At 65.4% G+C, this 19941-nt stretch carries 18 protein-coding genes and 1 pseudogene; 14 read left to right on the forward strand and 5 right to left on the reverse strand.

Annotated features, from left to right (window positions below; translation table 11 throughout):
* Positions 1-142: 142 nt before the first annotated feature.
* Positions 143-367 (forward strand): annotated as a pseudogene (locus ACX80X_RS05665) (DUF4193 domain-containing protein); the annotation flags it as partial.
* A gap of 10 nt (positions 368-377) precedes the next feature.
* On the opposite strand, the gene ACX80X_RS05670 reads toward ACX80X_RS05665, so the two are convergent.
* On the reverse strand, positions 378-866 hold the full coding sequence (locus tag ACX80X_RS05670; RefSeq protein WP_459311467.1) for a DUF3093 domain-containing protein: 489 nt from the start codon (positions 864-866) through the stop codon (positions 378-380).
* A gap of 115 nt (positions 867-981) precedes the next feature.
* Here ACX80X_RS05670 and dut point away from each other — a divergent pair, with 115 nt between their 5' ends.
* The 4 genes from dut (at position 982) to ACX80X_RS05690 (ending at position 3489) form a co-directional block, all read left to right on the forward strand.
* Positions 982-1524: a dUTP diphosphatase gene (gene dut, locus ACX80X_RS05675; RefSeq protein WP_252600178.1), complete on the forward strand. Its 543-nt coding sequence runs from the start codon at positions 982-984 to the stop codon at positions 1522-1524.
* Between the two features lie 105 nt (positions 1525-1629).
* Entirely contained in the window at positions 1630-2367 is a 738-nt protein-coding gene (locus ACX80X_RS05680) for a DUF3710 domain-containing protein (RefSeq protein WP_252600179.1), read from the forward strand.
* Positions 2360-2722 carry a single stranded DNA-binding domain-containing protein gene (locus tag ACX80X_RS05685; protein ID WP_374209911.1) on the forward strand — a complete coding sequence of 121 codons (363 nt, stop codon included), beginning with the start codon at positions 2360-2362 and terminating at the stop codon, positions 2720-2722. The genes ACX80X_RS05680 and ACX80X_RS05685 overlap by 8 nt, the downstream gene beginning before the upstream one ends.
* Complete coding sequence (locus ACX80X_RS05690) at positions 2719-3489, forward strand: DUF3159 domain-containing protein (protein WP_252600180.1); 771 nt, start codon at positions 2719-2721, stop codon at positions 3487-3489. The genes ACX80X_RS05685 and ACX80X_RS05690 overlap by 4 nt, the downstream gene beginning before the upstream one ends.
* Here ACX80X_RS05690 and ACX80X_RS05695 read toward each other — a convergent pair.
* Both ACX80X_RS05695 and ACX80X_RS05700 read right to left on the reverse strand, forming a co-directional pair.
* Positions 3456-4205, reverse strand: a complete 750-nt coding sequence (locus tag ACX80X_RS05695) for a potassium channel family protein (RefSeq protein ID WP_252600181.1) — start codon at positions 4203-4205, stop codon at positions 3456-3458. The genes ACX80X_RS05690 and ACX80X_RS05695 overlap by 34 nt on opposite strands.
* A complete protein-coding gene (locus ACX80X_RS05700) occupies positions 4205-4876 on the reverse strand; it encodes a potassium channel family protein (protein ID WP_459309514.1) in 672 nt (223 codons plus the stop codon). Before ACX80X_RS05700 ends, ACX80X_RS05695 begins: the two co-directional genes overlap by 1 nt.
* A gap of 118 nt (positions 4877-4994) precedes the next feature.
* On the opposite strand from ACX80X_RS05700, the gene ACX80X_RS05705 reads away from it, so the two are divergent.
* From ACX80X_RS05705 to ACX80X_RS05740, 8 genes are all read left to right on the forward strand, one after another.
* Complete coding sequence (locus ACX80X_RS05705; RefSeq protein ID WP_252600182.1) at positions 4995-6971, forward strand: APC family permease; 1977 nt, start codon at positions 4995-4997, stop codon at positions 6969-6971.
* On the forward strand, positions 6968-8392 hold the full coding sequence (locus tag ACX80X_RS05710) for a class I SAM-dependent RNA methyltransferase (protein ID WP_252600183.1): 1425 nt from the start codon (positions 6968-6970) through the stop codon (positions 8390-8392). Before ACX80X_RS05705 ends, ACX80X_RS05710 begins: the two co-directional genes overlap by 4 nt.
* Before the next feature lie 152 nt (positions 8393-8544).
* A complete protein-coding gene (gene acnA, locus ACX80X_RS05715) occupies positions 8545-11355 on the forward strand; it encodes an aconitate hydratase AcnA (protein ID WP_252600184.1) in 2811 nt (936 codons plus the stop codon).
* 129 nt (positions 11356-11484) lie between these two features.
* Complete coding sequence (gene dxs, locus ACX80X_RS05720) at positions 11485-13458, forward strand: 1-deoxy-D-xylulose-5-phosphate synthase (RefSeq protein ID WP_459311470.1); 1974 nt, start codon at positions 11485-11487, stop codon at positions 13456-13458.
* Positions 13455-14072 (forward strand): DUF402 domain-containing protein, encoded by a 618-nt coding sequence (locus tag ACX80X_RS05725; RefSeq protein ID WP_252600186.1) that lies wholly within the window; start codon positions 13455-13457, stop codon positions 14070-14072. Before dxs ends, ACX80X_RS05725 begins: the two co-directional genes overlap by 4 nt.
* A complete protein-coding gene (locus tag ACX80X_RS05730) occupies positions 14069-14629 on the forward strand; it encodes a hypothetical protein (RefSeq protein ID WP_252600187.1) in 561 nt (186 codons plus the stop codon). Before ACX80X_RS05725 ends, ACX80X_RS05730 begins: the two co-directional genes overlap by 4 nt.
* A gap of 11 nt (positions 14630-14640) precedes the next feature.
* Entirely contained in the window at positions 14641-15618 is a 978-nt protein-coding gene (locus ACX80X_RS05735) for an aldo/keto reductase (RefSeq protein ID WP_459311472.1), read from the forward strand.
* A gap of 12 nt (positions 15619-15630) precedes the next feature.
* Positions 15631-16656, forward strand: coding sequence for a nucleoside hydrolase (locus ACX80X_RS05740; RefSeq protein WP_459311474.1), 1026 nt, complete (start codon positions 15631-15633; stop codon positions 16654-16656).
* Here the strand turns inward: ACX80X_RS05740 and ACX80X_RS05745 are convergent.
* Positions 16557-17828, reverse strand: coding sequence for an FAD-dependent oxidoreductase (locus ACX80X_RS05745; protein ID WP_459311495.1), 1272 nt, complete (start codon positions 17826-17828; stop codon positions 16557-16559). The genes ACX80X_RS05740 and ACX80X_RS05745 overlap by 100 nt on opposite strands.
* Before the next feature lie 133 nt (positions 17829-17961).
* Entirely contained in the window at positions 17962-18873 is a 912-nt protein-coding gene (locus ACX80X_RS05750; protein ID WP_252609167.1) for an aminoglycoside phosphotransferase family protein, read from the reverse strand.
* A gap of 212 nt (positions 18874-19085) precedes the next feature.
* On the opposite strand from ACX80X_RS05750, the gene ACX80X_RS05755 reads away from it, so the two are divergent.
* Entirely contained in the window at positions 19086-19934 is an 849-nt protein-coding gene (locus tag ACX80X_RS05755) for an ECF transporter S component (RefSeq protein WP_252600191.1), read from the forward strand.
* Positions 19935-19941: the final 7 nt, after the last annotated feature.

Raw genomic sequence — 19941 nt, forward strand, 5'->3', positions numbered from 1 at the left:
GCGCGCCGCGATATTCCGGCACTTTCGGACGCCAGTGCGGTCAGCAGCGGGGGTTTGCGCAGTGCCAGCGGACCGCACCGGCGCGGAAGTCTGGATTTTGCCGCGTGCATGCGGAAGGATGAGCCCACGCCGGGCACAAACCCGGCGATCAGATAACCCGACGGCCGCGGTTGATGTGGACGAAAGCGACCTCGCCGCAGGCTACGAGCTTCCCGGGGCGGACCTGTCCGGCGAGGAGCTGCTGGTTCTGGTGGTGCCTCCACAAGCGGACGAGTTTACGTGTTCCTCGTGCTTCCTGGTCCGGCACCGTTCACAGATTGCGCGGGAAAAGGACGGCCACTTCTATTGCAAGGAGTGCGAGGGCTGATCCGGGGTGCCTATTTCCGCGAAAGCGCGGCAGTGAGTTCCTCGGGCCGCCTGGACGACGTCAGCCAATAGGGGGTCCGGTCGGACGGGTCCGTGATTTCGATCCGCACCACCGGGTCGATCCAGCCACGGATGCACAGGTAGGCGAGGCAGTTGAGCCGGGTCCCGCGCTGGGCCGTGGCGTCCTTGCCGTGGAACGCTGCCGCGTCGCCGACGAAGCGGCGCTCAATGGTGGCGCGTCCTACCGTCAAGGCGTCACTGGTGACAAGGATCGTCGGAGTGGACAGCACGAGCAGGACAGCAATGATCGTGAACAGGACGCCGGCCGCCGTATAGCCCGCAACCATGCTGATCGGGGCGAAAACGAGGATCCCGGCACCGGAGATCCCTGCCGCGATGATCCAGATCCAGACGTTCGGCCACAGCCTCTCCCGGAAAACTGCCGGGGTGCCGGCAGAGGGGGCGTCAGGGACGGGCGCGGTGGAGCTGGATTCGGGCATGCCACCAGCTTTCCACCTTTGGCTGGCTATTTCATCTTGGGTTCATCCGGTCTTGGCCTGCGACGTCCCGTTGAATCTAGGACGGAACTGCGGCTGGGCGTTAGAGTGAGTGACTGTGACTGACGAACTTGCCACTGTTGAAACCGTTCCTGACGATGAGCTGGCCGGCCCTGCACCGGATGCAGCCGCAGCCTACGGGGCCCCGACGCTGCAGGTGCAGCTGAAAATGCTCGACGCCGGGCTGGAGGCACCTTCCTATGCCCACCCCGGCGACGCGGGAGCTGACCTGCGGACCCGGGAAGATGTGGTCCTGGCACCGGGGGAGCGGAAGCTGGTGGCTACCGGTGTTTCCATCGCGCTGCCGGACGGGTTTGTAGCCCTGATCCACCCTCGCTCCGGCCTGGCCACGAAGCATGGGCTGACTATCGTCAATGCGCCCGGCACTGTGGATGCCGGTTATCGCGGGGAAATTTCCGTGACCCTCCTCAACACCGATTCCAGGAACGCCATAGAGCTGCGGCGCGGCGATAGAATTGCACAGATGGTGATCCAGCGGGTGGAATATGCGCAGTTTGTCCCCGTCAACGAATTGAGCGAATCGGTGCGGGGAGCCGGCGGATTCGGATCCACCGGCGGCTTCACCTCGCCAAACGCCTGACACACCCGACGGCGGCAACCAGCGTTGGTTGCCCGCGGCAGCAAGACTTCCGACGGTACCCACCGGGCCCGGCGAGTCACTTTCACAACTAAGGAGACAATCCCCATGGTTTTTGGGCTCGGCAGGAAATCAAAGAAGGAACATCCGGCCGACCCGGACGAATCCCAGGCCTCAGTGGAATCAACGGATTCCGCTGACACGGCCTCGGCGGACGCCGGGCGTCGGGTTTCGGGCCCCTTTGATGTTTCCGAGGTCTCCAGCCGCGAGGGATATGTTGACCTCGGTGCGCTGCTGATTTCCCCGAGCGAGGGGCTCCAGCTCCGGCTCGAAGTTGAGGAAGCCACCCAGCGCGTGGTCGCTGTGACCATGGACCTGAACGGCTCCAGCCTTCAGTTGCAGGCGTTTGCTGCTCCCAAGACCGAGGGACTGTGGGACGAGATCCGCGAACAGATCGGTCAGTCCGTGGGAAGCCAGGGCGGGCAGGTTGAAGAAGTCCAGGGTGGCTTCGGAACCGAACTGATCGCCAAACTGCCCGCCGGTGCACAGGACGGCAGCCAGGGCTACCGGGTGGCGCGCTTCATAGGCATCGACGGGCCGCGTTGGTTCCTGCGCGGCGTCCTGGGCGGCGCGGCAGCGATGGAGCGCGAGGCTGCGGCACCGCTTGAGTCCCTTTTCCGCAAGATTGTGGTCATCCGGGGCGACAGCCCCATGCCGCCCCGGGACCTGCTTCAGCTGCGGCTGCCCAAGGATGCCAGCGTCACCCCGCCGCCTGGTGCCCCCGAATTCAATGCCCCCGAGTTCAAGGGCCCCGAACGTGGTCCGGAAACCACCCAGATTGGCTGATTCCCGCCAAGGTCCCCGGGAATCCTCCCCGGACGCGGGGATGCCGGTCAGCCGGCTGCCGGAACGGGGGAGGGTAGTGTGCCAGGGGCACATCGAATCGGTCACCTACATGCCCGCGGACCGGAACGCGGCATTCACCGCCATTGTCTCGGACCCCGACATTCGCGAGACGGGCGCCAAACCGGCACAGGGAACGGGTGGCCGCCTGCGTGTGGTCTGGCTGGGGCGGCGCAGGGTGCCGGGCATCGAGGCCGGGACCGTAGTCCGCCTTGAGGGCATGCTGTCCCAAAGCCAAGGCCTGCCCACCATGTTCAATCCACGCTATGAAATAGTTTCCCGCCAGGAGAACGAATGACCTCGCCCCAGCAGCCCGAGCCGTCCAAGCAGCCCGAGCCGTCCAAACAGCCCGAGCCGTCCGCGGTGAAGGGACTTGCTGAGGGCTATGCAGCCAAAGCCGGCCTGCACCGCACCCATGACGGCCGGATCGATGTCCTCAAGAGCGCCGGAGGAATCCAGGGCATCGCCGAGAGCATTGTGCCCGGCCTGGTCTTCCTGATCGCCTTTACCATCACGCGGGACCTGACGCCGTCGTTGGTGGCCGCGCTGGCCTCCGCCGCGGTGTTTACGGTGGTCCGCCTCGTCCAGCGGCGCCCGCTGACCCAGGCCCTCGCCGGCGTGGTGGGGGTGGGAATCTCGGCCTGGCTCGCCAACACTACGGGCAAGGCCGAGGACTTCTACCTGCCGGGCTTCTTCACGAACACCGCCTACATCCTCGCCATGGTGATCTCCATCGCGATCAAGTGGCCGGTGGCCGGCCTGCTGTTCGGGATCATCCGCAACGAAGGGCTGGACTGGCGCAAGGATCCCGCGCGGCTTAAGGCTTACCGCCTGGGCACGTGGATCATCGTGGCTGTCCTGGTACTTCGGCTGATCGTTCAGGTCCCCCTGTACCTGATGGGCGAGGACGGACTCGCCGCCCTGGCCACGACCCGCCTGATCATGGGGGCGCCGCTCTATATCCTCGGCGTCTGGATCGCGTGGCTTGTCACCCGGCCGGTACCGGCGGACGCCGACGCCCCGACGTCGGATCAGCCGCCGAGGCCGTCGTCCTCCAGCGCCTGAGTTTCGGCAGGCTGCACGCCTTCGGGCTCATGGGAGGCCTCCTCCGGCTCCTCCGCTGATTCGGGCGACAGCAGCGCACGCAACTGATCCTCGGCCGCGATGGTGGTGACGAAAAACAACTCGTCCCCGCCATCAATGACGTCATCCCGGCTGGGAGTGATGGGTGCGTGGTCCCGGAGGATTGCCACCAGCGTGGCGTCCTCGGGCCAATGGATGTCGCCCACCGTCAGGCCAATGACGTGCGAATCGTGCGGCACCGTGAACTCCACCAGCGAAGCGACGCCGGTCTGCAGTGTCAGGAGCCGGACCAGGTCGCCGATCTCCACCGCTTCCTCCACAAGCGCGGTCATCAGCTGGGGGGTGTTGACGGCAACGTCCACGCCCCAGGAGTCGTTGAACATCCAGTCGTTTTTGGGGTTGTTGACCCGACCCACGGTGCGGCCCACGCCGAATTCGGTCTTGGCCAGGAGCGAGACCACCAGGTTCACCTTGTCGTCGCCCGTGGCTGAAACAACGACGTCGGCGTCCTCCACTTTCGCTCCCTGCAGCGTGCTGAGCTCGCAGGCGTCGCCCACGAGCCAGTGCGCGCCGCGCAGCCCGCTGCGTCCGATGACCTCAGGTTTGAGGTCGATCAGCAGGATTTCGTGCTTGTGGGCCAGCAGTTCCCTGGCGATCGATGACCCGACGCTGCCGGCGCCGACGATAACAACTTTCACTACAACTCCTTGGCGGGTGCTTTGGCCAGAATCTGGGCGACCTGGGAACTGCGGTCCACCGGCAGCATGGCGTGGACTGTGTCGCCGTCCTGGTACGAAGTCCCGGTTTCCGGAAGCATGCCCTCGCCGAACCTGGTGAGGTATGCCACCCGGATGTCGGCAGCTTTTTCGACCTCGCTGATCCGGTGGCCGATCCAGCCGGCGTAGAGGTCCACCTCGGCGAGGACCAGCCGGCCGGAAGGCTCGCGGAAATCACCGGCGAGATGCTGTTCGGGCAGGATGCGGCGCAAGACCTGGTCTGCGCTCCACCGGACGGCGGCCACGGTGGGGATGCCGAGCCGTTGATAGATTTCTGCCCTGCCGGGATCGTAGATCCTGGCCACAACGTGGGGGACGTGGAAGGTCTCGCGCGCCACGCGGGTGGCCAGGATGTTGGAGTTGTCACCGCTGGAAACGGCCGCGAAGGCGTACGCCTCTGCCACGCCGGCCTGCTGGAGGGTGTCCCGGTCGAAGCCCACACCGGTGACTTTCCGGCCCGTGAAGCCCTGCCGAAGCCGGCGGAATGCGCGGTCGTCCTGGTCGATGATGGCGACGGAATGACCGGCGTCCTCCAGCGTATGCGCCAGAGTGGCCCCTACCCGGCCACATCCCATGATCACGAAATGCGCCACCGTATCTCCTCAACTTCCGTAGCCTGTTGCTGCTGCTAGAACTCTACCGGCAGCGCGCGTGCTGCATCCGCCCGGACGCCGTCATGACATGGGCAGGGAATCAGACTAGCTTTGTGGAGTGCTGACTATATTGAATGCCGTGAAACGGGTGCTGGTGGGCAGGCCCTTCAGGAATGACAGGCTCGCCCATACGTTGCTCCCCAAACGGGTAGCACTCCCGGTTTTCGCTTCCGACGCACTGTCATCTGTGGCTTACGCGCCCGATGAAATCCTGCTTACGCTGGCCCTGGCCGGCGTGAGTGCCGTGGCCTTTTCGCCGTGGGTGGGCCTGGCCGTGATGGTGGTCCTCCTGACGGTGGTGGCGTCCTACCGGCAGAACGTGCACGCCTACCCCTCCGGCGGCGGAGACTACGAGATCGCCAACGAAAACCTGGGCAAGTTTTCCGGGCTGACTGTGGCCTCGGCGCTCCTGGTGGACTACGTCCTGACGGTGGCCGTCTCGATGTCCTCGGCGGCCACCTACCTCACCACGGCGGTGCCGTCCCTGCACGGGCAACAGACCCTGTTCGCCACCATCGGCGTCGTAATCCTTGCCCTCGTCAACCTCCGCGGCATCAAGGAAGCCGGCAGCGTTTTCGCTGTCCCCACGTACATTTTTATGGCAGCGATCCTCGGCATGACAGCGGTGGGCGTCTTCCAGGCCGCCACAGGCCAGCTGGGCGAAGCACCGTCGGCGGCCTTCGAGATTGTGCCGGCTCCCGGTTTCGACGAAGGGCTGGTGGGCCTGGCCGGCGCCTTCCTCCTGCTCCGGGCGTTCTCCTCCGGCGCCGCCGCGCTGACCGGCATTGAGGCCATCAGCAACGGTGTGCCGAACTTCCAGAAACCGAAGAGCAAGAACGCGGCCACCACGCTGTTGCTGCTCGGCGTCATCGCCTCGTCCATGCTGGCCGGCATCATCTTTCTCGCCAACGCCACGAAGGTGCATATTGTGCTGGATCCGGCGACGGAATTCCTGATGAACGGCCTGCCGCTGCCGGAGGATTACATTCAGAGTCCGGCCATCAGCCAGATCGCCCAGACCATCTTCGGCCCGGGATCAATCCTGTTCTTCATCGTGGTCGCCGCCACCGGAGTAATCCTGGTGTTCGCCTCGAACACCGCGTTCAACGGGTTCCCGGTACTTGGCTCCATCCTCGCCCAGGACGGCTACCTGCCTCGCCAGCTGCGGACCAGGGGAGACCGCCTGGCGTTCAGCAACGGTGTCCTTGCCCTGGCCGCCGGAGCGTTGGTGCTGATCCTCGCGTTCAACGGCGACGTCACCAAACTGATCCAGCTCTACATCGTGGGCGTCTTTATTTCCTTTACCCTCAGCCAGCTGGGCATGATCCGGCATTGGGGGAGGCACCTCAAGCTCGCCAAGGACAAAGCCACCCGACGCCGGATGGTGAAGTCCCGCACCATCAACAGCATCGGGTTCGGCATGACGTCCCTGGTGCTGGTGATCGTGCTGATCACCAAGTTCCAGCAAGGCGCGTGGATCGCGCTGCTGGCCATGTTCATCCTGTTCCTGATCATGTGGAGCATCCGGGCACACTATGACAACGTGGCCAAGGAACTGGCCGTGGACGAGGACTCCTCGCCGCGTGCCTTGCCGTCCCGGGTCCACGCGGTACTGTTGGTGTCCCACGTGCGCAAGCCGGTGTTGCGTGCCCTGGCCTACGCCCGGGCCTCGCGGCCGTCGCGGCTGGACGCCATCACGGTGGACATTAATGCAGAGGAAACCGCGCATACGGTTGCCGACTGGGAAAAGCTGGAGATCCCCGTGCCGCTGACCGTCCTCGCCAGCCCGTACCGGGAAACCATCACGCCCATCATGGAATACGTCAAGAACATGCGCCGTGATTCCCCCCGCGACCTGATCGTGGTCTACATCCCTGAATACGTGGTCGGCAAATGGTGGGAACAGCTGGTCCATAACCAGACAGCATTGCGTATCAAAACCCGGCTGCACTTTGAACCTGGCGTGATGGTGGCCAGTGTCCCGTGGCAGTTGAAATCGTCCGAAGAAGCCAAAAACATGCAGGATATCCGATGAACCCCCAGACCCAGAGCCACCCCGCAGCTGCCACGGCAGCCCCCACCGAACTGGTGCTCGACGTCGGCCCGGTGGCCCACGGCGGCCACTGTGTGGCCCGGCACGAGGGCAGGGTTATCTTTGTCCGGCACGGCATCCCCGGCGAAAAGGTACGCGTCCGCCTCACCGACGCGGGGGAGTCTGCCAAGTTCTGGCGCGCCGACGTTGTGGAGGTGCTGGAAGCCTCCCCTGACCGGGCGGAGCACTTCTGGCGTCCGGCTGACTCCCTCCGCGCCTGGGCCCACGGACATCCGCCGGTGGGCGGAGCCGAATTCGGCCACATCTCCCTTACCCGCCAGCGCGCGCTCAAGTCGGCGGTACTGGCCGAACAGCTTCAGCGCCTCGCCGCCGTCGAACGCCTGCCCGACGGGCTGGACCTCGGAAACCTCGTGGAGGCTGTGGAGGCTGTGGACGCGGGCGGGCGGGATTCCAGCCTGGAGACTGAGTCAACGTACGACGCCGGCACTGGCCTGGGGTGGCGGACGCGCGCCAGCTTCTCGGTGACTCCGGGCGGCAAACTTGGCATGCACGCGCACCGTTCCGACCACATCATTGCCGTCCGGGAGATGCCGCTCGCAACGGAGCGCATCAACCGGCTGCGCTTGTGGGACCTCGACCTGACCGGCATCGAACGCGTGGAGGTGGCAGCGCCGTCGAACGGTTCACGCCCACTGGTGCTGCTGGCTCCTGCACCCGGCACCAAGCCCAAGCGGCTCAGTGCCATCGCGGCCCAGCTTCCGGACGACGTTTCCGTGGCCACGTTCGACCCCCTCACAGGGGAAGTCGCGCAGCTGCGTGGCCGGACCTGGGTCCAGGAGTCGGCAGCCGGCCACGACTACAGGGTTACGGGCGCGGGTTTCTGGCAGATCCACCGCGACGCGCCCGGGACGCTTGTGGGGGCCGTCACAGAATTCCTCCACAATGGCGGATTCCTGGCGCCGGGTTCCGTGGTGGCAGACCTCTACGCCGGCGCCGGGCTGTTCACGGCTCCATTGGCTGACGCGGTGGGGGAGACCGGGTCGGTTCTCTCGGTGGAAGGAGCACCGGGAACCAGCCGGGACGCCCGCAAGAACCTTCACGGTGCGCCGCAGGTGGAGATCGAGCACGGCCGGGTGGAACGTGTCCTCCGCCAAAAGCCGCGGAATTTCGACGCCATCGTGCTGGATCCGCCCCGGGCGGGCGCCGGGAAGCCCGTGGTCAGCCAGCTGATCGCCGCCGGCCCCCGCGCCATCGCCTACGTGTCCTGTGATCCGGCATCGTTTGCCCGGGACGTGGGGTACTTCCAGCAGGCAGGCTGGTCCCTGGCGGGCCTGCGGGCCTTCGATCTCTATCCGCACACCCACCACCTGGAGACGGTGGCGTTACTGACGCCGGGTCAGTGATGCTACTAGGATGGCGGTAGTAATCCCACGTCGCGCCCCGTATTCACGGCTGACCTCCTGCAATTTGTGTGGCCAGCACTAATTAGGCCTGCCTAACTAGCAAGCGGTCTACCGCGCGACAAAGATGAAACTGTTGCGAGAGGAGTCCTGCGATGAGCACAGTGGACAGCTTCGGTTCAAAAGGCAAACTTAATGTAGCCGGAACCGAATACGAAATTTTCCGGTTGAACTCCGTTGAAGGTGCAGAAAACCTTCCGTTCAGCCTCAAGGTATTGCTTGAAAACCTGTTGAGGACCGAGGACGGCGCGAACATCACGGCCGATCACGTGCGTGCCTTGGCTGGCTGGGATCCCAATGCCCAGCCCGATACAGAAATCCAGTTCACGCCTGCCCGGGTGATCATGCAGGACTTCACCGGCGTCCCCTGCGTGGTGGACCTGGCGACAATGCGTGAAGCGGTCAAGGAACTCGGCGGTGACCCCAAGCGGGTCAACCCGCTGGCTCCGGCGGAAATGGTCATTGACCACTCCGTGCAGATCGACGCTTTCGGCAACTCCGGCGCACTGGAGCGCAACATGGAGATCGAATACCAGCGCAACGGCGAGCGTTACCAGTTCCTGCGGTGGGGCCAGACCGCATTCGACGACTTCAAGGTTGTTCCCCCGGGAACCGGCATTGTGCACCAGGTCAACATCGAATACCTGGCCCGCACGGTCATGACCCGTGAAATTGACGGCGTCCTCCGGGCCTACCCGGACACCTGCGTCGGCACCGACTCGCACACCACCATGGTCAATGGCCTGGGTGTCCTGGGCTGGGGCGTTGGCGGCATCGAAGCCGAAGCGGCCATGCTGGGACAGCCTGTCTCGATGCTCATCCCTCGTGTTGTGGGCTTCAAGCTGACCGGGTCCATTCCGGCCGGCGCCACCGCTACGGACGTTGTGCTGACCATCACCGAGCAGCTGCGCAAGCACGGTGTTGTGGGCAAGTTCGTGGAATTCTACGGCGAAGGTGTTGCGGCAGTGCCGCTGGCCAACCGCGCCACCATCGGCAACATGAGCCCGGAATTCGGCTCCACTGCCGCAATGTTCCCCATCGACGACGTCACATTGGACTACCTGCGCCTCACCGGCCGCTCGGACGAAAATGTGGCGCTCGTGGAGTCCTACGCCAAGGAACAGGGCCTCTGGCACGATGCTTCCCGCGAGATCAAGTTCTCCGAGTACCTCGAGCTGGACCTGTCCACGGTTGTTCCCTCCATCTCCGGCCCCAAGCGTCCCCAGGACCGCATTGAGCTGACGGATGCCAAGGAACAGTTCCGCAAGGACATCCACAACTACGTCGCCATCGAAGACGGCAGCGTGGACGAGTCCCTGGACGAGTCCTTCCCCGCATCGGATGCACCGTCGTTCACGCACGCCGACTCGCACACCACCGAGACCAGCCGTGTTGTGTCCGCAGCGAACGGCGCCCACGGGCGTCCGACCAACCCGGTGCACATCAAGACTGAAGACGGCCGCGAGTTCGAACTGGACCACGGAGCGGTATCCATCGCCTCCATCACGTCCTGCACAAACACGTCCAACCCCTCGGTGATGCTGGCCGCAGCCCTGCTGGCCCGCAACGCCGTCGACAAGGGCCTGACCTCGAAGCCGTGGGTCAAGACCTCCGTGGCTCCCGGCTCCAAGGTTGTCACCGACTACTACAACAAGTCGGGCCTGACGCCGTACCTGGAGAAGCTCGGCTTCTACATCGTGGGTTACGGCTGTGCCACCTGCATCGGCAACTCCGGACCGCTGGACGCCGAAATCTCCGAGGCCATCCAGGCCAACGACCTTTCCGTCACCGCGGTGCTCTCCGGTAACCGCAACTTCGAGGGCCGGATCAACCCGGACGTGAAGATGAACTACCTGGCCTCCCCGCCGCTGGTCATTGCCTACGCCCTGGCCGGTTCCATGGACTTCGACTTCGACACCGATTCCCTGGGCAAGGACGAAGCCGGTAACGACGTCTTCCTGAAGGACATCTGGCCCAACCCGGTTGAGGTCCAGCAGGTCATCGACTCCTCGATCGACAAGGACATGTTCGCCCGCGGCTACGAGGGCGTCTTCGACGGCGATGCACGCTGGAAGGCGCTCGACACGCCGGCCGGTGACACCTTCGCCTGGGATCCGAACTCCACCTACGTCCGGAAGCCCCCGTACTTCGACGGAATGAAGGCGCAGCCGGAACCCGTCCAGGACATCTCCGGCGCACGCGTGCTGCTGAAGCTGGGCGATTCGGTCACCACCGACCACATCTCCCCGGCCGGTTCCTTCAAGTCGGACACCCCCGCCGGCCAGTACCTGCTGGCCAACGGTGTGCAGCGCAAGGACTTCAACTCCTACGGCTCACGCCGTGGCAACCACGAAGTCATGATCCGCGGCACCTTCGCGAACATCCGCATCAAGAACCAACTGCTGGACGGCGTCGAAGGTGGTTTCACCCGCGACTTCACCCAGGCTGACGGCCCGCAGGCATATGTCTACGACGCCGCGCAGAACTACCAGGCAGCCGGCACCCCGCTGGTGGTCCTGGCGGGCAAGGAATACGGTTCCGGATCCTCGCGTGACTGGGCAGCGAAGGGCACCGCCCTCCTGGGCGTCAAGGCCGTCGTCGCAGAGAGCTACGAGCGTATCCACCGTTCCAACCTGATCGGCATGGGCGTCCTGCCCCTGCAGTACCCGGCTGGCGAGTCCGCGGCCACCCTGGGCCTGACCGGCACGGAAACCTTCTCGGTTGAGGGCGTTATTGCCCTGAACGAAGGGACCACGCCCAAGACCCTCAAGGTCACCGCCACCGCAGAAGACGGCTCCGCCAAGTCCTTCGATGCAGTACTCCGCATCGATACTCCGGGCGAAGCCGACTACTACCGCAACGGCGGCATCCTGCAGTACGTCCTGCGCCAGATCTCGGCCAACTAGCCGGAATCTGAACCCACGCAGTACTCTTTCGAAGCCCCGGCCGGTCACCGACCAGCCGGGGCTTCGGCTTTGCATTTTCCGCAAGGCGTTAGAGTTAACAGGCACGTCTACCACCCGAAGGAGGGGTCATTGGGAATCTTGGACACCATCCGGAATCCGCAGGACCTGAACCAGCTGTCTCACGAGCAGCTCGAAGAGCTGGCCGCTGAGGTCAGGAGTTTCCTGATCACCAACGTCTCCCAGACAGGTGGACACCTCGGACCCAACCTCGGCGTTGTGGAACTGACCCTGGCCGTGCACCGCATCTTCGATTCGCCCCGGGACAGCATCGTGTTCGACACGGGCCACCAGTCGTATGTGCACAAGCTCCTCACCGGCCGCCAGGACTTCAGTACCCTGCGCCAGCAGGGCGGAATGTCCGGCTACCCTTCCCGCGCCGAGTCCGAGCATGACATTGTGGAAAGCTCGCATGCTTCCTCCTCCCTCTCCTGGGCGGACGGCATCTCCCGTGCCAGGCAGCTCACCGGCGAGTCGGAGCGTTACACCGTCGCCGTCGTCGGAGACGGGGCGCTCACCGGCGGCATGGCCTGGGAAGCCATCAACAACATTGCGGCGGACAAGCGCCGCCGCGTGGTGATCGTGGTCAACGACAACGGCCGCTCCTACGCCCCCACGGTGGGCGGCTTCGCGGACTACCTCGCCTCACTGCGCCCCACCATCGACTCGTTTCGCGCCGCCCCTGCCTATGAGGGCACGCTGGACTGGTGGAAGAAGAAGCTCCAGAACGGCGGCCCCGTAGGCCAGCTCACCTACAAGAGCCTGCATGCCATGAAAAAGGGCATCAAGGACTGGTGGGCGCCGCAGGGCATGTTCGAAGACCTCGGCATGAAGTACATCGGCCCGGTTGACGGCCACAACCTGCAGGCCATGGAGCACGCCCTGTCCACAGCCAGGAACTACGCCGGTCCCGTGATTGTCCACGCCATGACCGAAAAAGGCCACGGCTACGCCCCGGCCCGGGCCCATGAAGCGGACCAGTTCCACGCCGTCGGCATTATCGATCCGGAGACCGGTGAGCCGACGGGAGTTTCCGGGGCACAGTCCTGGACGTCTGTTTTTGCTGACGAAATCGTGAAGATCGCCGACGAACGCCCCGACATTGTGGGCATCACCGGGGCCATGCTCATTCCCGTGGGCCTGCATAAGTTTGCGGCCAAGCACCCGGACCGCGTGATCGATGTCGGCATCGCCGAGCAGCATGCGCTGACGTCCGCCGCCGGCATGGCTTTCGGCGGGCTCCACCCCGTGGTGGCCGTGTATGCCACCTTCCTGAACCGTGCCTTTGACCAGCTCCTCATGGACGTGGCCTTGCACAAAGCCGGCGTCACCATCGTCCTGGACCGGGCCGGTGTCACCGGCCCTGACGGGGCCAGCCATCACGGCATGTGGGACATGGCAATGGTCCAGATCGTGCCCGGACTCCACCTCGCCGCGCCGCGCGACGCCTCCCGGCTGCGGGAAGAGCTGCGCGAGGCCGTGGCCATCAGCGACGCCCCCACCGTGGTGCGCTTCTCCAAGGGCACCGTGGGCGCCGAAGTGGAGGCCATCGAACGCCTGGGCGACGGTGTTGACGTGCTGGCCCGCCGGCCGGCCGGCTCCACCGAAAACGACGTCCTGATCGTCAGTGTCGGAGCGATGTCCGAACTGGCCCTGGACGTGTCCAACCGCCTGGGCGCCCAAGGCATCAGCACCACCGTGGTGGACCCGCGCTGGGTGCTGCCGGTGCGGCGTTCCATCATCGCGCTGGCCTCCCACCACCGGCTGGTCATCTGCATCGAGGACGGTGTCAGGGCAGGCGGCGTCGGATCGCGGATCCGGCAGGAAATGCGCGCGGCCGGCGTGGACACCGCCCTGAACGAGGTGGGGCTCCCCGCGGAGTTCCTGGACCACGGCACACGCAGCCAGGTGCTGGAGCGCGTCGGGCTGACGGCCCAGCAGATCACGCACGACGTCGTCGCCCAGGTTCTGGGCACAAAGGTCCCCTTCGCGCGCCCCCTGCCAGGCCAGGAGCACCCCACCACCGGCAGCCTGCCGATCCTGTGAGGGAAGAAGACGCACTGAAGTATCCGTCCGCCGTCGGGGATTCAAGCCCGGCGAGGCACACGAGCACCACCCGCGTTCCTGCGGGACTGCAGCCAGGCCAGCTGGTGGTGGCCCGGAACCGGAAATGGAACGGGCAAGCCCACTGGGTGGTCCCGGGGCGGTACCTCGGCGAGGACCGGCACGGCTGGTGGATCTTCCAGGGAACCAACGAATTCTGTTCGCGCCCGGGCGCCGCCTTTTACACAGCATCCGACGCCGTGCTGCTGGTGCCGCGGTCCGGAGACTGGGTGGCCACGTTCTACGACGACGCCCACCCCAGCGGCGTCAGGGTCTACGTTGACCTCGCCGTCGCCCACGAGTGGACGGACATCCGGCCCGCCGTCACCGAGTTCCATGTGATCGACATGGACCTGGACGTGATCCGCATGGCCGGCCGGGGCGTCTTCATCGATGACCAGGACGAGTTCGCCGAGCACCGCGTCGCCATGAATTACCCGGACCTGCTGGTGGATGACATCCAGGCGGCCGCGGACGAGCTATATCAGGCCGTCAAGGCACAGCACGCACCATTCGACGGAACAGACGCCGGATGGTTCACGAAGGGACGGTCATGAGCGGGATCATCAGGGTCTACAAACGGGACGACGAGGGAGTACTGCACTTCCGTGAAGGCTGGTTCGACGAGGACTACAGCCAGTTCGTGATGAACTACGGCGTGGTTGGCCACCAGAGCAAAACCGAAGAGACCGATGTGGCGGACGCCGCCGCGGTGGAGGGCCTGATGGATGCCTTTGCCGTCCAGTGCGCCGAGGACGGCTTCGCCGAAATCCCCGACGAGGACCAGTTCTGGGTGGTGGCGCAGTTCGCCCTCAAAACCAAGGAGGGCACGGACCGTGACCGCTACCTTGAGGAAAAGGCGAAGGACGCCCTCATCAGCCACCTGGCCTGGCGCGGCCTGGGAACCGTGGAACGCTCGGAGTTCAGCGACTATAAACTGAACATCTTCTGCCTCTGCCCCGACGTGAACAAGGCTGTCAGCGCAATCAAGGTCTGCAGCCGTGGCGAAGACCTCGACTTCACCAAACTCAGCATCGGCGCCGCGCCCTTCAGCGAACCGGACAACTTCAAACTCAAGCACTCCCCGAAGCCTGCCAACTCGTTCAGCCTCTAGAGGGGAAATCCATGCCTGACTACCGACGCCTGGGAAACTCCGGGCTAACCGTCTCCGTGGTGGGGCTCGGTTGCAACAACCTGGGCCGTGCCAATACGGTGACCGAATCGCAGGCGGGGACTGACGCCGTCGTTCATGCCGCCCTCGACGCCGGCGTGACGCTTTTCGATGTTGCTGACAACTACGGGCGGGAGCCCGGACTTAGCGAGACGATGCTGGGCAAGGCCCTGGCCGGCAAGCGGGATGATGCGGTGGTGGCCACCAAGTTCGGCATGGACGTCCGGGGTGCCAATGGCAACGACTTTGGGGCCCGGGGGTCACGGCGCTACATAGTCCGTGCGGTGGAGGCCTCGCTGCGGCGGCTGGGCACGGACTGGATCGACCTTTACCAGTTCCACACGCCTGACCCCCTGACCCCCATCGAGGAGACACTGAGTGCCCTCGATGACGTTGTCTCCAGCGGCAAGGTCCGCTACATCGGACACTCCAACCGCGCCGGCTGGCAGATTGCCGAGGCGGAATTTGTGGCCCGGGCCGCCGGCGGCACACGTTTCATTTCGACGCAGAACCACTACAACCTCCTGGACCGGCGGGCAGAACTCGAGGTCACCCCGGCGGCAGAAGCCTACGGCCTGGGTGTCCTGCCTTACTTCCCGCTGGCCAACGGCCTACTGACGGGCAAGTATTCGCCGGGCTCGGCTCCGGCGGGGTCGCGGCTGAGCCATACGCGGACCAACATGGTGCACGACGCCGACTGGGACCAGCTCCAGCGTTTCAGTTCCTTCGCGGCAGTCCGCGGCCTGACCGAGATCCAGGTGGCCTTCTCCTGGCTCGCGGCCCAGCCTGCCGTCAGCAGCGTGATCGCCGGCGCCACCAGGCCGGAGCAGGTCCGCGAAAATGCGGCCGCTGCGGCCTGGGTGCCGTCGCAGGCAGAGCTCGCGGAACTGGATGCGATCTTCCCGAAGGTCCCCAAAGTTGCGCTCTTTTAGGAAACTCCGCAGATGACCAAGCTACTACTGGACGTTGATACCGGGATCGACGATGCCCTGGCGCTGGCTTACCTGGCCTCCTTGCCGGAGGTGGAGTTCGTGGCCGTGACGGCATCGCCCGGGAACGTGGACGCACACCAGGTGGCGCGGAACACCCTCGCCATGCTGGAACTGTGCGGACGCACCGGGGTGGAGGTCGCCGTGGGGGCATCCGCTCCGCTGAGCATTCCGCTGGTGACCACGCCCGAAACCCATGGTCCCCAGGGCATTGGCCACGCCGTCCTGCCGCCGCCGTCCGGGACGGTCTCGGCGCGGCACGCCGCCGACCTGTGGGTGGAGGCGGCCCGGGCACATCCGGGGGAGCTCACGGCCCTGATCACGGCGCCGCTGACGAACTTCGCGCTGGCCATCCGCCGCGAACCTCGGCTGCCAGAACTGCTGGGCAAGGTAGTTATCATGGGCGGCAGCTTCTACCACCAGGGGAACACCACTCCCACCGCCGAATGGAATACTCACGTTGATCCGCAGGCGGCCAAGGAAGTTTATGCGGCCTCCCGCGGCCTGCCGGTGGACCGGCTGCCCATTGTCTGTTCACTGGACACCACTGAGCGGATCGAGCTGCGGCCGGAGCATGTGTTGCGGCTCGCGGAGGCGGCCGGCTGCAGTGAGCGGGAGCTGGTCCTGCCGAAGCAGCCTGAAGGGCTCAGGAGCACGGCCGACAGTCCGCTGGTGCGGCACCTGTCCGATGCCCTTCGCTTCTACTTTGAGTTTCACCGTCTCTACGGCCAGGGCTACCTGGCGCACGTCCACGACTACTTCGCTGCCGGTGTGGCCGCCGGGACGCTCGATTACGCAACCCGCTTGGCCACCGTGGACGTCGAGGTTGAATCGCCCCTGCTGATGGGGACCACCGTGGCCGATTACCGGAACCTGTGGAATCACCCGCCAAATGCCCGGATCGTCTCGAACAACAACCCTGAGCAGGCCTTCGGGGAATTGATACGGTCCGTCGGCGGCCTCGCGGCGCGGCTGCGCTGAACGTTCGCCCTACAGCGGCGCGTTTTCAGGCACGTCCACGTCCAGCGCGAGCAGGGCGTTCTCCACCACTTCCATGAGGGCCGGATGGATCCAGTACGGTCCCCGCGCGAGCTGGTGGACCGCTCGGCCACAAGCTTGACCACCCCTTCCTCGTCCTCCATGGCCCAGCCGTAGGCAGTGGAGCCGTAGTCCTGGACGGCGGTCACAACGTGTGTCCCGGCTGTTGCCTGGGACCGGGCTTCATCCTCGGTCAGGCCCACGGAGGCCACCTGCGGATTGCTGAATACCGCAAACGGCACTGCGGTGTAGTCGCTGGTCCGGAGCCGGTCCGGGTGTTCCAGGTTATGCGCCACCACCCGGGCCTCCCGGTTGGCGACGCGCTTGAGCTGGTAGCTATTGGCGATGTCACCCAGGGTATAGACACCGTCAACGGGTTTGCCGCCGGCGAGGACCCGGAGGTTCGCGTCCACGGACAGGGTATGGTCCTCATCCAGGTCAAAGCCGGCGGCGTCCACGCCCAGCCGGTCGGTGTTCGGCACCCGCCCGGTGGCCATCAGGACGATGTCCGCCGCGACCCGCAGAGGTTTGCCGTCGTCGTCGGCGAACACAACGGTGACGCTGCCGTCGCCGTTGTCCTCGATGTACCCGCCGCCCACCACCACCCGCTCGGGCGGACCGTCGAGGCGCATCACGGTGTCCGAGGTGTGCACGTGCGGCAGGCCGATCCCCGGCACGTCGGGGAGCACAGCCCGGGAACCCGCGGCCACCACCACGCGGTCCGTGGTGAGCTCCACCCCGGAATCAGTGGTGAGCGTCCGCGGACCGGTGAACCGGACGTGTTCCTGGTATAGGTCCACATTCTTCAATTCCTCCGCGCGGTAGCGGCGGCCGGACTCGGAAATCGAATCAATCCGGCCAAAGATCCTGTCCCGCAGCTCATTCCACCGCACCTTGTCCAGGCTCAGGTCCACACCCAGGCGGGCGGCCTCCCTGGGCGCGGCCGCCAAGGTATCCGGGTACACAAACACCTTCGTGGGGATGCAGCCGACGTTCAGGCACGTGCCGCCGAACACGCCGGCGTCGATCATGGCAACCTTCTTGTCATCCCAGAACGGCGTGATCAGCGAATTGCCGGATCCGGATCCGATGATGGCCAGGTCGTAAGGGGGTATTTGTGCCTTTCGGAAAGGTCAGGACGGCAAGTGTGACTGTTAGCCAGGAGTGGCGGCTAATTGCAGCTTAGTTTGGCGGGTTCCAGGTTCCGTCAACCGGTCCGCTTCCGGGACACGTTGTGAGGTCCCCGCGTTACACATCGTCCGTGTCCCGCAGAATCAGTTGAAGCCTGCGAACGCACTCCTGTGCGAAGTCCGGCCAGGTGGACCAGTAGTAGGGAACCCCCGACAGTGTGATGGCCAACGCCCAGGCACGAGCGCGCAGCCGCGTGCTTTTGTCGAGGCCCAGTTCCTCGGCGTACGCATGCCTGGCTTCGGCCGGGAGATCCCAGACCGCGGCGTGCTCGCAGGTCGGATCACCGACCGAGAGACCGCCGAAATCGACCACCCCCACCAGCACGCTGTTTCGGACCAGGAGGTTGGAGGGCTTGAGGTCGGTGTGCATCCAGGTGTGCGCCAACCGTGGCTGATCGAGTTCCAACGCCGCTTGCCAGATGGACTGCAGGCCGTCGAGATCCAACTGGAGTCCCTGTATGCCGCGGCAGGCGTCGAGGTTCGCTGACGTCCCGGTGGAGAGATCCCGCAGACTGCCGCCACGGTACGACAACAGTGGCTCTTCCCGCGGTGCGCCCATGAGGTCGATGCTGTGGAGGGCGCGGACAAAGCCAGCCAGGTCCCGGCCGAGCCGGGACAGATCCTGCTCACTTTCCGGGTTCAGCTCTGTACCGTCGACCCACCGGTACACCGACCAGGGGAACGGGTAGCTTTCATCCGGCCTGCCGATTGCCACAGGCTCGGGAATGCTGAGCGGAAGGTGCGGTGCAAGGCGCGGCAGCCATGTCTGTTCCTTGGCCACATCGGCCGCGGTGCCCGACGTCCGCGGCAACCTCACCACCAGATCATCGCCCAGGCGCAACATGCGATTGTCTGTGCCTTCCCCGGCAGGCGAGAGGGCCAGGTGCTCCCAGGCAGGGAACTGGTGATTGATGAGTCGGCGGACTGTCTTCTCCTTGAGGTTAACTTCGTCCGTATGCAGGGAGGCCATGTCTCTAACTCAAACACAGGTCAGCAGTTCGCGGGGAACCTCTCTGGTCACACCGACATGCAACGCCCGGCTTGGCGGGTCCCGGAACCGGTAGACTGATGCCGGATCCGGGCCGGCGCAGACGCCCCCGGCTGCCGCCGAGGTGACATAGGCGGCGTTCCTCACCGCCCGGGCCATCCGGGCGCCACAGCCTGCATCCCAGAAGGAACGCCATGTCATCGCCCTCCCTCACCTTGCCGTCACCGGCCACTGCCCGGAACCGCCGCTTGCTGGAAACCCTCGGAGCGTTGGCCATCGCCGGCACGTACATCTACCTGGTGTTGAACCAGCCCGCGGACATCACCGGCGGCCCCGGCAGCGCGTCGGCCCTGATCGCCCTGTCCGGCTTCCTCGTGGGGGCCGTGCTGCTGATAATCGGCGTACTGCCCACACTGCCCGTGTCCACGCTGGTGCTGATTCCGGTGGCACTGGTCCTGAATATTGTCCTGGGCCAGTTCGTGGGCAGCACCTTGGTGCCCTTCTACCTCGACGCCATCGGCACCGTCCTGATCGCCGTCCTGGCCGGACCCGCCGCCGGAGCAGCCACGGGCGCCCTCAGCAGCATTGTCTGGTCCTTCTTCAACCCCACCGTCCTGCCGTTCGCCGCCGGTGCCGCCCTGATCGGCTTCCTGGCCGGCGTCGCCGCACGCCACGGCCTGTTCCGGCGCTTCTACCTGGCACCGGTGGCAGGGTTCCTGGCCGGCATCATCGGCGGTGTGGTCTCCGCTCCCGTTGCCGCGTTCGTCTTCGGCGGCACCTCCGGCCTGGCCACCGGCGCCATCGTCAGCGCATTCCGCTCCATGGGTGACACCCTCCTGGCGGCCATCACCAAGCAGGCCCTGATCTCGGACCCCATGGACAAGGCCATCGTCTTCACCTTGGTGGCCGTCTTGGTGTACGCCCTGCCGCGCCGCACCCGCCTGCAGTTCCCGTTTGTCCGGCGGCACCGCGTGCTTGCCGGAACAGCCATCAGCCAGCCCACCGGCGAATCCACCGGAAAATCCGCCGGCCAGGACGCCTGACCCACCC

It is taken from the genome of Pseudarthrobacter sp. MDT3-1 (assembly GCF_054510755.1).

Bases quoted from the DNA above. Each gene is read 5' to 3' on its own strand.
- acnA (WP_252600184.1), top strand. From the start codon at position 8,545: ATGAGCACAGTGGACAGCTTCGGTTCAAAAGGCAAACTTAATGTAGCC.
- ACX80X_RS05730 (WP_252600187.1), top strand. From the start codon at position 14,069: ATGAGCGGGATCATCAGGGTCTACAAACGGGACGACGAGGGAGTACTG.
- ACX80X_RS05690 (WP_252600180.1), top strand. From the start codon at position 2,719: ATGACCTCGCCCCAGCAGCCCGAGCCGTCCAAGCAGCCCGAGCCGTCC.
- ACX80X_RS05740 (WP_459311474.1), top strand. From the start codon at position 15,631: ATGACCAAGCTACTACTGGACGTTGATACCGGGATCGACGATGCCCTG.
- ACX80X_RS05755 (WP_252600191.1), top strand. From the start codon at position 19,086: ATGTCATCGCCCTCCCTCACCTTGCCGTCACCGGCCACTGCCCGGAAC.
- ACX80X_RS05710 (WP_252600183.1), top strand. From the start codon at position 6,968: ATGAACCCCCAGACCCAGAGCCACCCCGCAGCTGCCACGGCAGCCCCC.
- ACX80X_RS05750 (WP_252609167.1), bottom strand. From the start codon at position 18,873: ATGGCCTCCCTGCATACGGACGAAGTTAACCTCAAGGAGAAGACAGTC.
- ACX80X_RS05735 (WP_459311472.1), top strand. From the start codon at position 14,641: ATGCCTGACTACCGACGCCTGGGAAACTCCGGGCTAACCGTCTCCGTG.
- ACX80X_RS05670 (WP_459311467.1), bottom strand. From the start codon at position 866: ATGCCCGAATCCAGCTCCACCGCGCCCGTCCCTGACGCCCCCTCTGCC.
- ACX80X_RS05680 (WP_252600179.1), top strand. From the start codon at position 1,630: ATGGTTTTTGGGCTCGGCAGGAAATCAAAGAAGGAACATCCGGCCGAC.